This window comes from Clostridium sp. CTA-1 (assembly GCF_054768215.1).
In genome coordinates this window covers 114,176-131,470 of the sequence record NZ_BAAAAP010000009.1, presented here as the reverse complement: position 1 = coordinate 131,470, position 17,295 = coordinate 114,176, and the positions used below count along the sequence as shown (strand labels likewise).

At 30.0% G+C, this 17,295-nt stretch carries 15 protein-coding genes; all 15 read left to right on the top strand.

The window, feature by feature from the left end; genetic code table 11:
- The first annotated feature begins 21 nt into the window (after positions 1–21).
- Positions 22–384 carry a 30S ribosome-binding factor RbfA gene (rbfA, locus tag ACYUEW_RS09685; RefSeq protein ID WP_003484887.1) on the top strand — a complete coding sequence of 121 codons (363 nt, stop codon included), beginning with the start codon at positions 22–24 and terminating at the stop codon, positions 382–384.
- Entirely contained in the window at positions 374–1,336 is a 963-nt protein-coding gene (locus ACYUEW_RS09680; protein ID WP_042384716.1) for a DHH family phosphoesterase, read from the top strand. Before rbfA ends, ACYUEW_RS09680 begins: the two co-directional genes overlap by 11 nt.
- Entirely contained in the window at positions 1,337–2,206 is an 870-nt protein-coding gene (gene truB, locus ACYUEW_RS09675) for a tRNA pseudouridine(55) synthase TruB (protein WP_265203975.1), read from the top strand. It begins immediately after the preceding gene.
- Positions 2,207–2,218: 12 nt separating this feature from the next.
- A complete protein-coding gene (locus tag ACYUEW_RS09670) occupies positions 2,219–3,139 on the top strand; it encodes a bifunctional riboflavin kinase/FAD synthetase (protein WP_030035641.1) in 921 nt (306 codons plus the stop codon).
- A 132-nt stretch (positions 3,140–3,271) separates the two neighbouring features.
- Positions 3,272–3,535, top strand: coding sequence for a 30S ribosomal protein S15 (gene rpsO, locus ACYUEW_RS09665; RefSeq protein ID WP_003388351.1), 264 nt, complete (start codon positions 3,272–3,274; stop codon positions 3,533–3,535).
- 263 nt (positions 3,536–3,798) lie between these two features.
- Positions 3,799–5,907, top strand: coding sequence for a polyribonucleotide nucleotidyltransferase (locus tag ACYUEW_RS09660; protein ID WP_003484892.1), 2,109 nt, complete (start codon positions 3,799–3,801; stop codon positions 5,905–5,907).
- Positions 5,908–5,974: 67 nt separating this feature from the next.
- Complete coding sequence (locus tag ACYUEW_RS09655) at positions 5,975–7,276, top strand: M16 family metallopeptidase (RefSeq protein ID WP_460276662.1); 1,302 nt, start codon at positions 5,975–5,977, stop codon at positions 7,274–7,276.
- A gap of 76 nt (positions 7,277–7,352) precedes the next feature.
- Positions 7,353–7,625, top strand: coding sequence for a YlmC/YmxH family sporulation protein (locus ACYUEW_RS09650; RefSeq protein ID WP_042384720.1), 273 nt, complete (start codon positions 7,353–7,355; stop codon positions 7,623–7,625).
- 15 nt (positions 7,626–7,640) lie between these two features.
- Positions 7,641–8,846 (top strand): aspartate kinase, encoded by a 1,206-nt coding sequence (gene dapG, locus ACYUEW_RS09645; RefSeq protein WP_003484895.1) that lies wholly within the window; start codon positions 7,641–7,643, stop codon positions 8,844–8,846.
- Positions 8,847–8,931: 85 nt separating this feature from the next.
- Positions 8,932–9,627 carry a ClpP family protease gene (locus ACYUEW_RS09640; RefSeq protein WP_003484896.1) on the top strand — a complete coding sequence of 232 codons (696 nt, stop codon included), beginning with the start codon at positions 8,932–8,934 and terminating at the stop codon, positions 9,625–9,627.
- Positions 9,628–9,857: 230 nt separating this feature from the next.
- On the top strand, positions 9,858–12,134 hold the full coding sequence (locus tag ACYUEW_RS09635; protein ID WP_045516902.1) for an FtsK/SpoIIIE family DNA translocase: 2,277 nt from the start codon (positions 9,858–9,860) through the stop codon (positions 12,132–12,134).
- Positions 12,135–12,228: 94 nt separating this feature from the next.
- Complete coding sequence (gene rimO / locus ACYUEW_RS09630; protein WP_003484898.1) at positions 12,229–13,566, top strand: 30S ribosomal protein S12 methylthiotransferase RimO; 1,338 nt, start codon at positions 12,229–12,231, stop codon at positions 13,564–13,566.
- On the top strand, positions 13,550–14,134 hold the full coding sequence (gene pgsA / locus ACYUEW_RS09625; protein ID WP_003484899.1) for a CDP-diacylglycerol--glycerol-3-phosphate 3-phosphatidyltransferase: 585 nt from the start codon (positions 13,550–13,552) through the stop codon (positions 14,132–14,134). The genes rimO and pgsA overlap by 17 nt, the downstream gene beginning before the upstream one ends.
- A gap of 279 nt (positions 14,135–14,413) precedes the next feature.
- The gene (gene recA, locus ACYUEW_RS09620) at positions 14,414–15,472 is read left to right on the top strand and encodes a recombinase RecA (RefSeq protein WP_042385496.1); all 1,059 of its coding nucleotides are present in this window, start codon (positions 14,414–14,416) and stop codon (positions 15,470–15,472) included.
- Between the two features lie 233 nt (positions 15,473–15,705).
- Entirely contained in the window at positions 15,706–17,247 is a 1,542-nt protein-coding gene (gene rny / locus ACYUEW_RS09615) for a ribonuclease Y (protein ID WP_003484902.1), read from the top strand.
- The last annotated feature ends 48 nt before the right edge of the window (positions 17,248–17,295 follow it).

Sequence of the window (17,295 nt, the reverse complement as noted above, 5' to 3'; positions counted from 1 at the left end):
CTAAAAAAAGGAGTGGTTTTCATGGCAAAATATAGAGCAGGAAGAATAAATGAAGAAGTAAAAAAAGAAGTGAGTAGTATTATTCATAATGATATAAAAGATCCAAGACTAAGTGCCATGGTGAGTGTAACAGATGTAAATGTTACAAAAGATTTGAAATATGCAAAGGTATATGTAAGTATTTTTGGAAATGAAAAAGCAAAAGAAGAATCCCTACAGGCTTTAAAAAGTTCTGTAGGTTTCATAAGAAAAGAAATTGGAAGAAGAGTTAAATTAAGAAACACACCAGAGGTTATAATAGAAGTAGATAATAGTATTGAAAGAGGTATGCATATAGATGAACTTCTTCATTCAATAAAGGAGAATGAGTCAAATGATAACTAACGATATACTAGATAAAATAAAGGAAAGTAATAGTATTGCTATTACTTTCCATACTTCTCCTGATGGAGATTCCTTGGGCAGTGCCTTAGGATTACTTCAGGGTATAAGAAGACTCAACAAGAAAGCTTATATACTTTCCAAAGAACCTATACCAGAAACTTTTAAATATCTACCTTGTAGTGAAGAAATTACAGGGGATATAAAAAAGCCTATAGAAGGTACAGAATGTGTTATAGTTTTAGATTGTGGAAATGTAGAAAGAATAAATGCAGAATTAGATTTAGAAAATAGAGAATACTCCTTAATAAATATAGATCATCACCTATCTAATGATATGTATGGTGATTTAAATTTTGTAGACACAAATGCGCCGGCAGTGGCTGAAGTTGTATATCAATTACTTAAAATATTAGGGATAAATTCAGATAAAGATATAGCAGCTTGTCTATACACATCTTTAGTTACAGATACAGGTTCTTTTAGATATCCAGGTACCACATCTGTAACCCATATGATAGCAGGAGATTTAATAAATACAGGTCTAGATTTCAGCTCAATACATAGAAAAATATTTGAAAATAAAAAATTTGAAAGATTAAAGCTTTATGGAAAAGTTCTAGAGGAAATGTATTTAGAAGATGAAAAGTTATGTGTTATGAAAGTAACGGAAAAGATGCTTGAGGAGTTAAACATAGAGGATGCAAAGGATACATCAGATATTATATCACAAGGTATGCAAATAGGATCTGTAGAAGTTGCTGTATTATTTAAAGAGGTAGAAGAAGGGGTAAAGATAAGTTTAAGATCAAAAGAATATGTGGATGTAAGAAAAATAGCTGAAAACTTTGGCGGTGGAGGACATACTCGTGCCTCAGGAGCATTTATAAAGGGAGAAGCTTTAAATATAGTAGAAAAAAAACTAATAGAAACTATAAAAGAAGAGTTGATATAAATGGATGGAGTAATAAATGTTTTAAAACCAAAGGGAATAACATCCTTTGATGTAGTTAGAGATATAAGAAAAATAGCAAAAATAAAAAAAGTTGGTCACACAGGTACATTAGATCCCTTAGCTTCTGGAGTTCTTCCAGTGTGTATAGGTAAAGCTACAAAAATAGTAGACTATATAATGGAGGGAACCAAAACCTATAGAGTAGAAATGAAACTTGGAACTACTACGGATACCTATGATAGAGAAGGTACTGTGTTAGAGGAAAAAGAAGTTAGTGTATCTCCTACAGAAGTAGAAAAGGCTATAGAAAAATATAAAGGTGATATAAAGCAAGTGCCACCTATGTATTCTGCCTTAAAAGTTAATGGACGAAAACTTTATGATTTAGCTAGAAAAGGTATAGAGGTAGAAAGAGAAGCGAGAAAAATACAAATACATGATATATGTATTTTAAGTATAGATATACCCTATATTATATTTGATGTTAAGTGTTCAAAGGGAACTTATATAAGGAGTTTATGTTTTGATATAGGAAATGATTTAGGCTCAGGAGCGGTAATGTGGAATCTAGAAAGATTGGAAGCAAGCCCCTTTAATATAAAAGAAGCAATAAAATTAGAAGATTTAAATGAGGAAAATATAAAGCAATTTATAACACCTATAGATGAAGCTTTAAAGGATTATGAAAAATTATATTTAGATAAAAAATTTGAAAAGCTTGTACTAAATGGTGTAATATTAAAAGATAGAAGAGTTTTAGATAATATAGAAGAAAATAAACTATATAGAACTTATATAGAAGATGATAACTTTATAGGATTAGGAATGAAAAACGCATATGGATTTAAAATTCATAAATTATTAACTTAGGAGTAATAGCTTATGATAATTATGGAGGATAACTTTTCTACTAAATCAAAAGATAAAACTTATATAGCTTTAGGAAGTTTTGATGGACTTCATAAAGGTCATATGAAATTAATAAAAGAAACAAAAAAAATGGCTAAGGATAATAATGGTAAAAGCATGGTTTTAACCTTTAAAGACCATCCTTTAAATACTATAAATAAAGATTTAGCTCCTAAAATTCTATTAGATAATCCTAGTAAGGCAAAAATATTAGAAGAATATGGAGTAGATCTAGTTAATTTTATTAATTTTGATAAAGAATATATGGAACTTTGTCCAGAGGATTTTATAAAAAAGATGCTATATTACTATAATGCAGGTGGATTTGTAGTAGGATTTAATTATAGATTTGGATATAAAAATTTAGGAGATATAGAACTTCTGAATAAAATGAGCAAAAAATTTAATTTTAATCTTAAAGTAGTTTCCCCAGTTAAATATTTAAATGAAATCATAAGCAGTTCTAAAATAAGACATATATTAATAGAGGATGGCAATGTAGATAAAGCAAAAAAAATGCTAGGTAGAAACTATTTTTTAAAGGGCGATATAGTAAAAGGAAAACAATTAGGGAGAAAACTTGGATACCCTACAGTAAACCTAAATTATAATACAAAATATGTTCTTCCAAGAGGGGGAGTGTACTATACCCTAATAGAATATGAAAATAAACTTTATAAGGGTATTACTAATGTAGGTTATAATCCTACAGTACAAGATAAAAAGTTAAATATAGAAACTCATATATTAGATTTCCATAAGGATATATATGGAGAAAATATAGTTATATATTTTTCAAAGAGAATTAGAGATGAGAAAAAATTCTCTTCTTTAGAAGAGTTAAAACATCAATTAAAAAAGGATAAAAGTTTTGCTAAAAGACAAAGTATGTAAATTAATTTATAAAAATTAATTTACAATTATATATTTATTTGTTATAATACATTTCGTGAACCTTATACTAAGAATACTGAATTGCCAACGGTATCCTTGGATAAAGGTGATAATTATTTGGAGGTGCTTACAATGGATAAAGCAAAAAAACAAGAACTAATGGCTAAACACGCAAGACATGAAGGAGATACAGGTTCTCCAGAAGTGCAAATAGCATTACTTACAGAAAGAATTAACCACTTAAACAGCCACTTAAAAGAACATAAAAAAGACCATCACTCAAGAAGAGGTCTTTTAATGATGGTTGGTAAAAGAAGAGGTCTTTTAAATTACCTAATGCGTGAAGATATTGAAAGATATCGTGCTATCATAAAAGAATTAGGTTTAAGAAAGTAATAAAAGTAATAAGAGCGGCTAAAGCCCGCTCTATTATTTTAATAAATTATACTGGAAAAATTATTAAGTATAATAACTGTAATATTAAAAATACTATAAATAATAGTAATAAATAGATCTAATATTTAAAGTGTTATAAATACATAAAATATTACAAAAATATAGTAATAGGTTATAAACAAATATAAAAATTAAATGTTTGCTATAAATGTAATAGTGATATAATGATACTATTAGTTCAATTATTGAAGGGAGGTTAATGTATGATTCATACATTAGAAACTACTGTAGCAGGAAGAAAAATGAAAGTAGATTTTGGTAAGACAGGAATGCTTTCAAATGCTGCTATATTCATGAGTTATGGAGATACAGTAGTTATGATAAATGCCAACGCTTCTAAAGAGCCAAGAGAGGGAATAGATTTTTTCCCATTAAGCGTTGATTATGAAGAAAGACTATATTCAGTAGGAAAAATTCCAGGAGGATTCATCAAAAGGGAAGGAAAACCTTCTGACAAATCTATATTACATGCCAGATCTATAGATAGACCATTAAGGCCTTTATTCCCAAAGGGATATAGAAATGATGTTCAAATAGTTAATACAGTTTTATCTGTAGAACAAGATAATTTACCAGAAATATTAGCTATAAATGGCTCCTCTTTAGCTTTGTGCCTATCTAGTATACCATTTACAACACCAGTAGCTGCAGTTTCTGTAGGTTTAGTAGATGGAGAATTTATAATAAATCCAACTGTAGCCCAAAGAGAAAATACTATACTAGACTTAACTGTATGTGCTACAAAAGAAAGAGTTATGATGGTAGAAGCAGGTGGACAGGAAATAGATGAGGAAACTATGTATAATGCTATCATGTTTGGTTTTGAAGAATGTAAAAATATAGTTGCATTCCAAGAAGAGGCCATGGCTAAGTTTGGAAAAACTAAAGATGAACCAGCACTGTATAAAGCTGACGAAGAAGTAGAGAAAGAAGTTAAAAGCTTTGCTTTTGATATGATAAAAGAAGCTATGTATATAATGGATAAAGATGAAAGAAATGCTGCCCTAGACAAAGTTAAAGAAAAAATATCAGAAGAATTTTCAGAAAAATATGAAGACAAAGGCGCAGATATAAAAGAAGTTATATATAAAACTCAAAAAGAAATAGTTAGAAATATGCTTTTAAATGAAGATAGAAGACCAGATGGAAGAGCTTTTGATGAAGTAAGATCTATAAGCTGTGAAGTAGGAATACTTCCTAGAACCCATGGTACAGGTTTATTTACAAGAGGATTAACTCAAGTAATGACTGTAGCTACTTTAGGAGCTTTAGGAGATGTTCAAATATTAGATGGTATAGCAGAGCAAGAGTCAAAACGCTATATGCATCATTACAATTTCCCATCCTATAGTGTAGGGGAAGTTAGACCTTTAAGAGGACCTGGAAGACGTGAAATAGGTCATGGAGCTTTAGCAGAAAGAGCTTTGGAACCATTAATTCCATCTGAATCTGAGTTTCCATATACTATAAGATTAGTATCAGAAGTACTAAGCTCAAATGGTTCAACATCACAGGCCAGTGTTTGTGGAAGTACATTAGCTCTATTAGATGCAGGTGTACCTATAAAAAGACCAGCCGCAGGTATAGCTATGGGACTTATAACTAGTGAGGATTTAGAAAAGGAAAAAGTAATAACAGATATTCAAGGTATAGAAGATTTCTTTGGAGATATGGACTTTAAGGTAGCAGGAACAGAAAAAGGAATTACATCTATACAATTTGATACAAAGATAGCTGGGTTATCAAATAGTTGTGTAAAAGATGCATTAGAAGGTGCTAAAAAGGCAAGACTACACATATTAGGAAAAATAAAAGAATGCATACCAGAACCAAGAAAAGAATTATCTAAATATGCACCAAGAACAGAAATAATATGTATAGACCCAGAAAAAATAAGAGATGTTATAGGTGCTGGTGGAAAGGTAATAAATAAGATAATAGCGGACACCAACGTAAAAATAGAAATAAAAGAAGATGGAAAAATATTTGTAACATCTAACAATGAACCTGAAGGGGTTAAGAAAGCTATAGGTATAATAGAAGGATTAACAAAGGAAGTAGTTCAAGGAGAAATTTATCTAGGTAAAGTAACTAAAACTACTAATTTTGGAGCCTTTGTAGAAATACTACCAGGAAAAGAAGGTTTGGTTCATATATCTAAGTTGGATTTTGCTAGAGTAGAAAAAGTAGAAGATGTAGTATCTGTAGGAGATGAAATACTAGTGAAGGTTACAGATATAGATAACCAAGGAAGAATAAATTTATCACGAAAAGATGCTATTGCAAAGAAAGAAGAAGAAAAAGATAAATAATAAAAAATAGAAGGGCATATTTGCCTTTTTATTTTTTAGCAATATAGGGTTTAGGAGGAATTAATTAGTGTATAATTTATTTACATTAGATAACGGACTAAGAGTGGTTTTAGAAAATATAGACTATGTTAAATCTGTAAGTGTAGGGCTTTGGATAGAAAATGGTTCAAGAAATGAGGATTTAAAAAACAATGGTATTTCTCATTTTATAGAACATATGATGTTTAAAGGTACAGAAAATAGAAGTGCATTACAAATAGCAGAGTGTATAGAAGATGTAGGCGGACAAATAAATGCATTTACAGGTAAAGAAGCCACTTGTTATTATATAAAAATACTAAATTCCCATATGGAATTAGCTTTAGAAGTTTTATCTGATATGTTATTTAATAGTAAATTTAAAGAAGAAGACATAGAAAAAGAAAAGGGCGTAGTAATTGAAGAGATAAGTATGACTGAAGATTCTCCAGAGGACGTATTATCTGATTTGCATTGTAAGGCTATATGGGGAGATGACTCTATTTCCTACCCTATTTTAGGAACCTTAGAAACTGTAAAATCCTTTAAAAGAAGCGATATAGTAGATTACATAAATAAATATTATATCCCAGAGAATTCTGTTATATCTATATGTGGTAATTTTGATATAAATAAATTAGAAAAATTAATAAATAAGTATTTTGGTAACTGGAGTAGCGGTGAAAATAAAAATATAACATGCTATTCCAAACCTAAAATAGAAAATAATCACTTATTTAAAAATAAAAATATAGAACAACTTCATATAAGTTTAGGTTTTGAAGGATTAGAATTAGGTAATGATGATATGTATCCTCTTGTATTACTTAGTAATGTATTAGGTGGAGGAGCCTCATCTGTACTATTTCAAAAGATAAGAGAAGAAAAAGGGCTATGTTATAGTATATATTCTTATATGTCCTCCTTTAACAAAACAGGAGCGGTAAGCATTTATACAGGGTTAAACCCAACTTATACAGAAGATACGATAACTTTAATAAAGCAGGTAGTAAATGATTTTTCAAAGAAAGGCATAAATAAAGAAAAATTAATAAAATCAAAAGAGCAATTAAAGGGAAGTTACATATTAGGATTAGAAAGTACTAGTACCAGAATGTTTAATAATGGTAAATCTGTACTATTTCTAAATAGAATAAATGACCCAGAAATAATAATGAAAAAGATAGATAAAATAACTGAGGATAAATTACAGGAAGTAATGGCTAGAACCTTTGGCGCTGGTGTAAAAAATTCAGCCTTTGTAGGAGGAAAATTAAATTTAGAAAATGTAAAAAATATTTTAGATACAAACAAAAAGGCTTTTAAAGAAACTAAATCAAAATTAATATAATATATTTTGTAATAAGTTCTCACTATTTTTCATAATATTGAATATGAATATTATGAGAAGTAATAGGAGGATTATTATGGAACAAGATATAAAACGCTATAGCGATATGGAAAGATATGAACTTATAAATGTAAATGATGGAGATAAATATGGGTTTTTAGGAAACAATGATGTGGTAGTAGATGGGGATGGATATTTAAAGTTTTTAATATTAAGTGAATCAGGTGGAAAACTTGGATTGTTTTCTAAACCAAGTTTATTAGAAGTATCTTGGGATTATGTAAGAAAGATAGGAGCAAGAACTATAATAATTGATGCTGAAAAGAGTGAGTTAAAAAAAATCCGCTAGGGAGATGGTAGACAAATGAAAATTTTAATTCAAAAGTTTGGAGGAACATCTGTATCTACAGCTGAAAGAAGGGCTTTAGTAGTAGATAAAATAGTTAAGGCAAAAAAAGCAGGTTATTATCCAGTGGTAGTAGTATCTGCTATGGGTAGAAAAGGACAGCCTTATGCTACAGATACATTAAGATCTTTAGTTGGAGAAAATTTTTTGGATAAAAATACCTTAGCTGCTGATCTTTTAATGGGCTGTGGTGAACTAATAAGCACAGTAGTTATGAGTTCGGAGCTTTTTAATAAGGGAGTAGAGGCAGTACCTTTAATGGGAGGACAGGCAGGTATTATAACAGATAATAATTTTAATAATGCTTCTGTACTTAGAGTAGAAAAGGATAGAATAATAGATTTACTGAAAAAAGATAAAATTCCTGTAGTAGCAGGTTTTCAAGGAAAAAGTGAAGAGGGTTATATAACTACCTTAGGAAGAGGTGGTAGTGATGTTACTGCCGCACTTTTAGGAGCTGCATTAAAGGCCGAAAGTGTAGAAATATATACAGATGTAGATGGTATAATGACTGCAGATCCTAGAATAGTAGAGAACGCATCTTTAATAAAAGAAATAAGTTATAATGAGGTGTTTCAGTTTGCAGATCAAGGAGCTAAGGTAATACACCCAAGAGCAGTAGAAATTGCCATGACGTCAAATACAAAACTTGTAATAAAAAACACTATGACAGATTGCAAAGGTACTACTATAAATAATATAGGAATTAAAAATTCAAATAATGTTATAACAGGTATTACCCATATGAGTAATAGAACACAAATTATAGTAGATGCAGAAGAAAACAAAGGAAATAAAAACTATACTAACTTATTAAATTCATTGGCAGAAAATTCTATTAGTATTGATCTTATAAATGTTTTTCCTAAAGAAAAAATATTTACTATAGATGAAAAAGATTTTAATGAGTTTAGTTCTATAATGAAAGATTTAAAAATAAAATTTTCCTACTTAAAAGATTGCAGTAAAATAGCTATAATAGGTAGTAGAATGAGAGGTATACCTGGGGTTATGGCTAAAATATTAAAGGCACTTGTAGAAAGAAATATAGAAGTGCTTCAGACTGCAGACTCTCATACAACTATATGGTGTCTTGTTTCTAAGGAAGATACAGAAAAAGCTATAAAATCATTACACTGTGAATTTAAGTTAGATTGCATATAAATATATAAATTAATATTTTTTCATGTATAGTACCTCTACCATATGCACAAGATATTTATATGCATATGGTAGGAGGTAATTATTTATGGCAGATGAAAAAGAAAAACATGAAAAAGAAAGAAATGAAAAGATAGATACTTTAAAAGAATTTGGAACTACAAATTTACCACCAAGACAGGCAGATAGAATTCAAGTTCTACCTATAATAGGTCAAATAGAAGGACATATGGTGTTGTCTCCTCAAACTAAGGCTACAAGATACGAACATTTAATCCCTCAACTAATAGCTTTAGAAACTTCAAAAGAGGTAGAAGGAGTTTTTATAATATTAAATACTGTGGGAGGAGATGTTGAAGCTGGGCTTGCTATTGCTGAAATGATAAGAAGTCTAAGTAAACCTACAGTATCTTTAGTAATAGGAGGAGGACATTCTATAGGTGTACCCTTAGCTACATCAGCAGATTATTCTTTTATATCTCCTACAGCCACAATGATAGTTCATCCTATAAGAATGAATGGGCTAATAATAGGGGTTCCTCAAACCTTTGAATATTTTAATAAAATGCAAGAGAGAATAATAGAATTTATAGTTAGAACCTCTAAAATAAGCAAGGAAAAATTAAAAGAATTTATGCTACAAAGTGATGAATTGTTAAATGATATGGGAACTATACTTATAGGAAAACAAGCGGTAGAATCTGGTATTATAAATGAAGTAGGTGGAGTAAAAGAAGCTTTAGATAAATTAAATAATTTAATAGATGAAAAACAAAAACCATAGGATGTATAAATCCTATGGTACTTTAATGCCTTATGCAATATAGCATTAAAATCATTTTATGGGATTATAAAAAGTACAAGCTATGTGTATTTTAATTATAGAGGGAGCTACATATTTATTTTAACAAACCAGGTATGCATTAATTAATATAAAAGGATATAAAAGTTCAATGTAGAATCTATAAATGTAGCTTAAATTAAACATTACTAGTTGGGAGGTGAATTAAAAGTATGGTAAAGAAAAGAACTAAATCTAGTAAAACAGAAAAAAAGAATAATGATATAACGGGTATAATTTTAATAAGTATAGGAATTTTTGTGCTTTTTAGTGTGTTTTCCCCTTCTGCCTCTGGAATAGTTGGGAGTTTCATAAAAAAAGTACTTATAGCTGTATTAGGTTTAGGATCTTTAGTATTTCCAATACTAATAATATTCACAGGATGTTGTTTTATAGGAAAGAAAAATAAAATAAATTTAAACTCTAAATTTTATGGGATAGTTCTTTTTTCTATAAATACACTTTTATTTTTACAAATGATATTGCTTAAAAATTATGGTACAGAAGATATAATGCTTGGCATATCAAAATTCTATAGAGAAGATACAATGATTCATGGTGGTATAATTTCTTATCTAATAGATGTTCCTTTATATAAACTGTTTGGAACTATAGGATGTTACATATTGTTTATATGTGTTTATATAATAAGCTTTATATTAATATTTCAAATATCCTTAGGTACTATACTAGAGACTTTACAGGTAAAAAGAAGTATAAAAAATAAAAAAGTTAAAGAAAAATCTATAGAAGATAAAGAGGACATAGGCGGTATAGAAAAAGAATTAGCTTCAGACTTAGAAAAAGATGAAGGATTAACTAGGAATATTAAAGATAAAATTAAAATATTAGATTTTATGAAAAACTCAGAAATAAAAGAGGAACCACTAAATATTGTGGATAATTCTTTCAATAAAAACACAGGAAAAGCTAAAGAAGACACCGGTGAAGAGGCTATAAAAGAAGAACTTAGTAAAAATATAAATGAAAGAGGAAACAATATAAAAATAGAATATAACTATCCAACTTTAGAACTTTTAAAACAAAATGTTCAATCAAAACTAAATAAAGAAGATAAAAAGGAACTTATAAATAACGCTAATAAGTTGGAGGAAACTTTAAGCAGTTTTGGTGTAGAAGCTAAAGTTATGCAAGTAAGTAGAGGCCCTTCAGTTACAAGGTTTGAACTTCAACCTAATGCGGGAGTTAAAGTAAGTAAAATAGTAAATTTAGCAGATGATATAGCCTTAAATTTAGCAGCTTCAGGCGTTAGAATAGAGGCACCTATACCAGGAAAATCTGCAGTAGGTATAGAAGTGCCAAACAAATCTTTAACACCGGTATATTTAAGAGAGGTTATAGAAGGCGATGACTTTCAGAAATTTGATGATGGACTAGCCTTTGCTTTAGGAAAGGATATAAGTGGTAGTTGTGTAGTATCAGATTTATCAAAAACGCCTCACCTATTAATAGCAGGAGCTACAGGCTCAGGAAAAAGTGTATGCATAAATACATTAATAATAAGTATTTTATATAAATATTCCCCAGAAAATGTAAAGCTGCTTATGGTGGATCCAAAGGTAGTAGAGCTTAGCATATATAATGGTATACCTCATTTATTGATTCCAGTAGTCACAGATCCTAAAAAAGCAGCAGGAGCTCTTCATTGGGCAGTAAATGAAATGACAAAGAGATATTCTTTATTTGCAGAAAATAGTGTAAGAAATATAGAAGGATATAATAATTTATATGAGCAGGGTAAAATAGAAAATAAATTACCTTATGTGGTAATAATAATAGATGAGCTTGCAGATTTAATGATGGTGTGCCCAAATGATATAGAAGACTACATAAGTAGATTAGCTCAGATGGCCAGAGCAGCAGGAATGCATTTAGTTATAGCAACACAAAGGCCTTCTGTAGATGTTATAACAGGAATAATAAAGGCCAATATACCTTCTAGAATATCCTTTGCAGTATCTAGTTCTATAGATTCTAGAACCATATTAGATATGTCTGGAGCAGAGAAACTTTTAGGGAAGGGAGATATGCTATTTTATCCAACAGGATCTCCAAAGCCTACTAGAATACAGGGAGCCTTTATATCTGAAAGTGAAGTGGAAAAGGTAGTTTCATGTATAAAAGATGAGCAAGGAGAAGCAGAATATAGAGAGGAAATAATAGATCAAATAGATACAGCAGTAAATGTAGAATCAGGAGATGAAGATGAACTTTTAGAAGAAGCTATAAGAATATGTATACAATTAGGAGAAGTGTCCACATCACTAATTCAAAGAAAACTTAGAATAGGATATAATAGGGCTGCAAGAATAATAGAACAGTTAGAAGCTAAGGGAATAATTTCCGGAAGAGATGGTAATAAACCAAGACAAGTGATAATTGACCAAAATAACGAAACCTACGGAAAATATTTCCACGGAAATATGTAAACACTTTTAAAATTCATGTTACGTAATACTTGTAAAATTTCTTAAGTAGATTTAAAATATTTTTTGTGATATAAAAAATGTAGGAGGGGAACAGGTGGAAAAAATTAAAGTAGCATTAGTTAGCTTAGGTTGTGATAAAAATAGAATTGATTCAGAACTTATGCTATACAAATTAAATGAAGAAGCAGAACTAGTAAAAGATCCTAAAGAAGCACAGGCAATTATAGTAAATACCTGTGGATTTATTGAAACCGCTAAGGAGGAATCTATAAATACCATTTTACAAATGGCTTCCTATAAAAAAACGCATAATTGCAAAGTATTAGTAGTTACAGGATGTTTAACTCAAAGATATAAAGGGGAACTTAAAGATCTTATCCCAGAAATGGATATTATGTTAGGGGTAAACGACTATGATAAGTTACTTGAGAGTATAAAAATTTTCTTAAAATCAGGAGAAAAAAGTTTTTATTATAAATATAGTGATATAAAAATAAATGAGGGAAATAGAATATTAACTACTCCAACATACACAGCTTATGTGAGAATAGCAGAAGGATGTAATAATTTTTGTACTTACTGTGCTATACCACGTATAAGAGGAAAGTATAGAAGTAGAAGCAAAGAAAATATATTAAAGGAAGTAGAGAATTTAGCTAAACAAGGAGTTAAAGAAATAATATTAATAGCTCAAGATACAACTATGTATGGAATAGATATATATGGCAAAAAAGTTTTACATGAGCTTTTAAGAGATATTTCTAAAGTTGAAGGTGTAAAGTGGATAAGGTTATTATATTGTTATCCAGAGGAAATAACTAAGGAGCTTATAAAAGAGATTAAAAATAATGATAAGGTATGTAAATATTTAGATCTACCTATACAGCAGATAAGCAATTCCGTTTTAAAAAGAATGGGAAGGAAAACTACAAAGGAAACTATCATAAACATAATAAAAGAATTAAGAAAAGAAATAGAAGGTATTACCTTGAGAACTTCACTAATAGTAGGATTCCCTGGGGAAACAGAAGAAGAGTTTAGTGAACTTAAAGAATTTGTTTCAGATATAAAATTAGATAAACTAGGTGTATTTAAATATTCAAAGGAAGAAGGAACGTCAGCGGCTCTTATGGAGGATCAAATAGAGGAAGAAGTAAAAGAAAAAAGAGAAGAAGAAATAATGATACTTCAGCAAAAGATATCTAAAGACATAAATAAAGAAAAAATAGGTAAAATATATGAAGTTATAGTAGAAGGCACCAAAGAAAATATGTATAGTGGAAGAAACTATGAGATGTCACCAGAAATAGATGGAGAAATTTACTTTGAAAAGGATGAAAACGTAAAAATTGGTGATATAATAAAGGTGAAAGTAACTCATAGTTTAGAATATGATTTAATAGGAGTTGTTTATAATGAACTTAGCAAATAAACTAACTATATTAAGAATTTTTTTAGTTCCAATATTTCTTATATTTATATCGGTAAAAAATATACCCTATGGTACGGTAATAGCTACCGCAGTTTTTGTAATAGCTTCAGCTACAGATAAATTGGATGGGTACATAGCTAGAAGTAGAAATCAAGTTACTAGATTTGGTAAAATAATGGATCCATTAGCAGATAAAATGTTAGTAACAGCAGCATTAATATCTTTAGTAGATTTTCAAATAGTTCCTGGATGGGCTTGTATAATAATTATAGCCAGAGAATTTGCTGTAACAGGACTTAGAAGTGTGGCTTCTGCAGAGGGTGTAGTAATTGCTGCTAGTAAATGGGGAAAGGCTAAAACTGTAATACAAATTGTAGCTATAATATTTGCCCTTATAAATCTAAATTATAAAGAGGGAATATATATATTAGGAGATTGGGCTGTAAATTATATAAACATTATAGCAAATATAACCAATATTACTATGGCTTTAGCTATAATAATAACTATAGTATCTGGTGTAGATTACTTTATTAAAAATAAAGATGTAATGAGCCATGATAAATAGGTTTATCCGATGACTACCCGCTCTAATACTCCCATTTTCTTCAAAGTGGGAGTAAAGAGCGGATACGTCCCTGGATAACGATTTCTAAGCTTTAGTGGGAGTAGAAACTCCTACTGAAGCCAAGAACTCTGTTTATAAAAAAAGATATTGTCAATAATTAAAATAAAAGTTCCTTTATGGGAGCTTTTATTTATATCATATTAAGTTGACCCTAGTAAAAAAATAGTATATAATTATATTAAGAACATAAGTTCGGTAAAGGAAAGGTTGGTGTCAGTTTTGGCAAACAAAGTTAATCCAGAAAAATTAAAAGCCATAGAAGCAGCTATGGGGCAAATAGAAAAACAATTTGGAAAAGGTTCCATAATGAAACTTGGAGAAGATAGTATATTAAACGTAGAATCCATATCCACAGGAAGCTTAGATTTAGATATAGCATTAGGTATAGGTGGAGTTCCTAGAGGAAGAATAATAGAAATATTTGGACCAGAGTCCTCAGGTAAAACCACTGTAGCACTTCATATATTAGCAGAAGCACAAAAGATAGGTGGTGCAGCAGCTTTTATAGATGCAGAACATGCTTTAGATCCATCCTATGCTAGAAATTTAGGTGTTGATATAGACAACCTAATAGTTTCTCAACCAGATACAGGAGAGCAAGCATTAGAAATTACAGAAGCTTTAGTGAGATCCGGGGCGGTAGACGTTATAGTTGTAGACTCCGTAGCAGCCTTAGTTCCTAGAGCGGAAATAGAAGGAGAAATGGGAGATACCCATGTAGGTCTTCAGGCAAGGCTTATGTCTCAAGCTCTAAGAAAATTAGCAGGTTCTATAAATAAATCTAAATGTGTGGCTATATTCATAAACCAATTAAGAGAAAAAGTAGGTATAATGTTTGGAAATCCAGAAACAACTCCCGGTGGAAGAGCATTAAAATTCTATTCTTCTGTTAGACTAGATGTAAGAAGAATAGATTCTATAAAACAAGGTGATCAAATCTTGGGAAATAGAACAAGAGTAAAAATAAATAAAAATAAAGTAGCACCTCCATTTAAAATGGCAGAATTTGATATCATGTATAATGAAGGAATTTCAAAGGTAGGAAATATATTAGATGTAGGTGTTAGAGAAGAGCTAGTTGAAAAAAGTGGTTCTTGGTTCTCTTATAAAGACACAAGATTAGGGCAAGGAAGAGAAAATGCAAAACAATTTTTAAAAGATAACATGAATATAGCTTTAGAGATAGAAAATACTATAAGAAAAAAACATGATTTACCAGTTGTTGATGCAAAAAACTTAAATATAGAGAATAAAAAAGAAGAGAATAAGGAAGGATAAAAGTAGGAGTTTATCCTACTTTTTTTACGAAAAATTATATAAATATAAAAATTATAAATAATATGAATAAGGGGGCAGATAATGTTATATAAACTTGACAATGGCAATTTTTTAATATAAAATGAAAACAAAATCTGGTTTAGCATACACGATCCAATTGAATAATATGACACCTTTTCTAAGCTTCATATTTACTTATATATGGCAAGCAGAAAAAGCAAAGGAGGTGTTTTATGGGTCCAACGAAATATGTAATAATCGCAGTGGTTATTATAATAATTTGTGTGATTTTAGGCTTATATGTAGTTGATAAAAAAGCTAAAGAAAAATTATCAGAGGCATCCAAAGAAGCTAGAAGATTAAAAGAAGAGGCTGAAAGAGATGCAGAGGCAAAAAAGAAAGAAGCTATATTAGAGGCTAAAGAAGAAGCTCATAAATTAAGAGCAGAGGTTGAAAGAGAAAATAGAGAAAGACGTAATGAAGTTCAGCGTCTTGAAAGAAGAATAATTCAAAAAGAAGAAGCTTTAGATAAAAAGAGTGAGGCCCTTGAGAACAAAGAAGAAGCTTTAAATAAAAAGCAACAAAAAATAGAAGATGTGGAAACACATATGGAAGAGCTTCACGAAAAGCAAAGAACAGAATTAGAGAGAATTTCAGGACTTACAACAGAACAGGCTAAAGAATTTTTATTAGAGCAAGTTAGAAAAGAAGTAAAACATGAAACTGCAGTAATGATAAAAGAAATAGAAACTAAAGCTAAGGAAGAAGCAGACAAAAGAGCAAGAGAAGTCATTACATATGCCATCCAAAGATGTGCTGCAGATCATGTAGCAGAAACTACAGTACATGTAGTTAATCTTCCTAACGATGAAATGAAGGGAAGAATAATTGGAAGAGAAGGAAGAAATATAAGAACATTAGAAACGCTTACAGGGGTTGATTTAATAATAGATGATACACCAGAAGCAGTTATATTATCTGGTTTTGATCCAATTAGAAGAGAAGTTGCAAGAATTGCATTAGAAAAATTAATAGTTGATGGAAGAATCCACCCAGCTAGAATTGAAGAAATGGTTGAAAAGGCTAAGAAAGAAGTTGAAGTTAGTATTAAAGAAGAAGGAGAACAGGCTACCTTTGAAACAGGTATTCATGGTCTTCATATTGAATTGACTAGATTATTAGGTAGATTAAAGTACAGAACAAGTTATGGTCAAAATGTATTAAAGCATTCTATAGAAGTTTCATATTTAGCAGGTCTTATGGCCTCCGAACTTGGAATAGACCCAACTTTAGCAAAAAGAGTAGGTTTATTACATGATATAGGTAAGGCAGTAGACCATGAAGTTGAAGGACCACATGCAATTATAGGATCTGAAATAGCTAAAAAATACCGTGAATCCGCATTAGTAGTAAATGCTATAGGAGCTCATCATGGTGATATGGAACCACAATCTCTAGAAGCAATACTTGTTCAAGCGGCAGATGCTATATCTGCAGCAAGACCAGGGGCTAGAAGAGAAACTTTAGAAGCTTATATAAAGAGATTAGAGAAGTTAGAAGAAATTGCAAATGAGTGTGAAGGTGTAGAAAAGTCATATGCAATTCAAGCGGGAAGAGAAATAAGAATTATGGTTAAACCAGAGGTGCTTGATGATACTGGCTGTATTGAAATGGCTAGGAATGTAGTTAAACAGATAGAAAGTGAACTTGAATATCCTGGTCAAATAAAAGTTAATGTCATCAGAGAAACTCGTGCCATTGAATATGCTAAATAATTAGATTATAAAATAAATTCCTTTTAAGTTTTATAAGTTGCTAAAATT

Bases quoted from the DNA above. Each gene is read 5' to 3' on its own strand.
- truB (WP_265203975.1), top strand. From the start codon at position 1,337: ATGGATGGAGTAATAAATGTTTTAAAACCAAAGGGAATAACATCCTTT.
- ACYUEW_RS09650 (WP_042384720.1), top strand. From the start codon at position 7,353: ATGGAACAAGATATAAAACGCTATAGCGATATGGAAAGATATGAACTT.
- pgsA (WP_003484899.1), top strand. From the start codon at position 13,550: ATGAACTTAGCAAATAAACTAACTATATTAAGAATTTTTTTAGTTCCA.
- ACYUEW_RS09640 (WP_003484896.1), top strand. From the start codon at position 8,932: ATGGCAGATGAAAAAGAAAAACATGAAAAAGAAAGAAATGAAAAGATA.
- dapG (WP_003484895.1), top strand. From the start codon at position 7,641: ATGAAAATTTTAATTCAAAAGTTTGGAGGAACATCTGTATCTACAGCT.
- rbfA (WP_003484887.1), top strand. From the start codon at position 22: ATGGCAAAATATAGAGCAGGAAGAATAAATGAAGAAGTAAAAAAAGAA.
- rpsO (WP_003388351.1), top strand. From the start codon at position 3,272: ATGGATAAAGCAAAAAAACAAGAACTAATGGCTAAACACGCAAGACAT.
- ACYUEW_RS09660 (WP_003484892.1), top strand. From the start codon at position 3,799: ATGATTCATACATTAGAAACTACTGTAGCAGGAAGAAAAATGAAAGTA.
- ACYUEW_RS09680 (WP_042384716.1), top strand. From the start codon at position 374: ATGATAACTAACGATATACTAGATAAAATAAAGGAAAGTAATAGTATT.
- rny (WP_003484902.1), top strand. From the start codon at position 15,706: ATGGGTCCAACGAAATATGTAATAATCGCAGTGGTTATTATAATAATT.
- ACYUEW_RS09670 (WP_030035641.1), top strand. From the start codon at position 2,219: ATGATAATTATGGAGGATAACTTTTCTACTAAATCAAAAGATAAAACT.
- ACYUEW_RS09635 (WP_045516902.1), top strand. From the start codon at position 9,858: ATGGTAAAGAAAAGAACTAAATCTAGTAAAACAGAAAAAAAGAATAAT.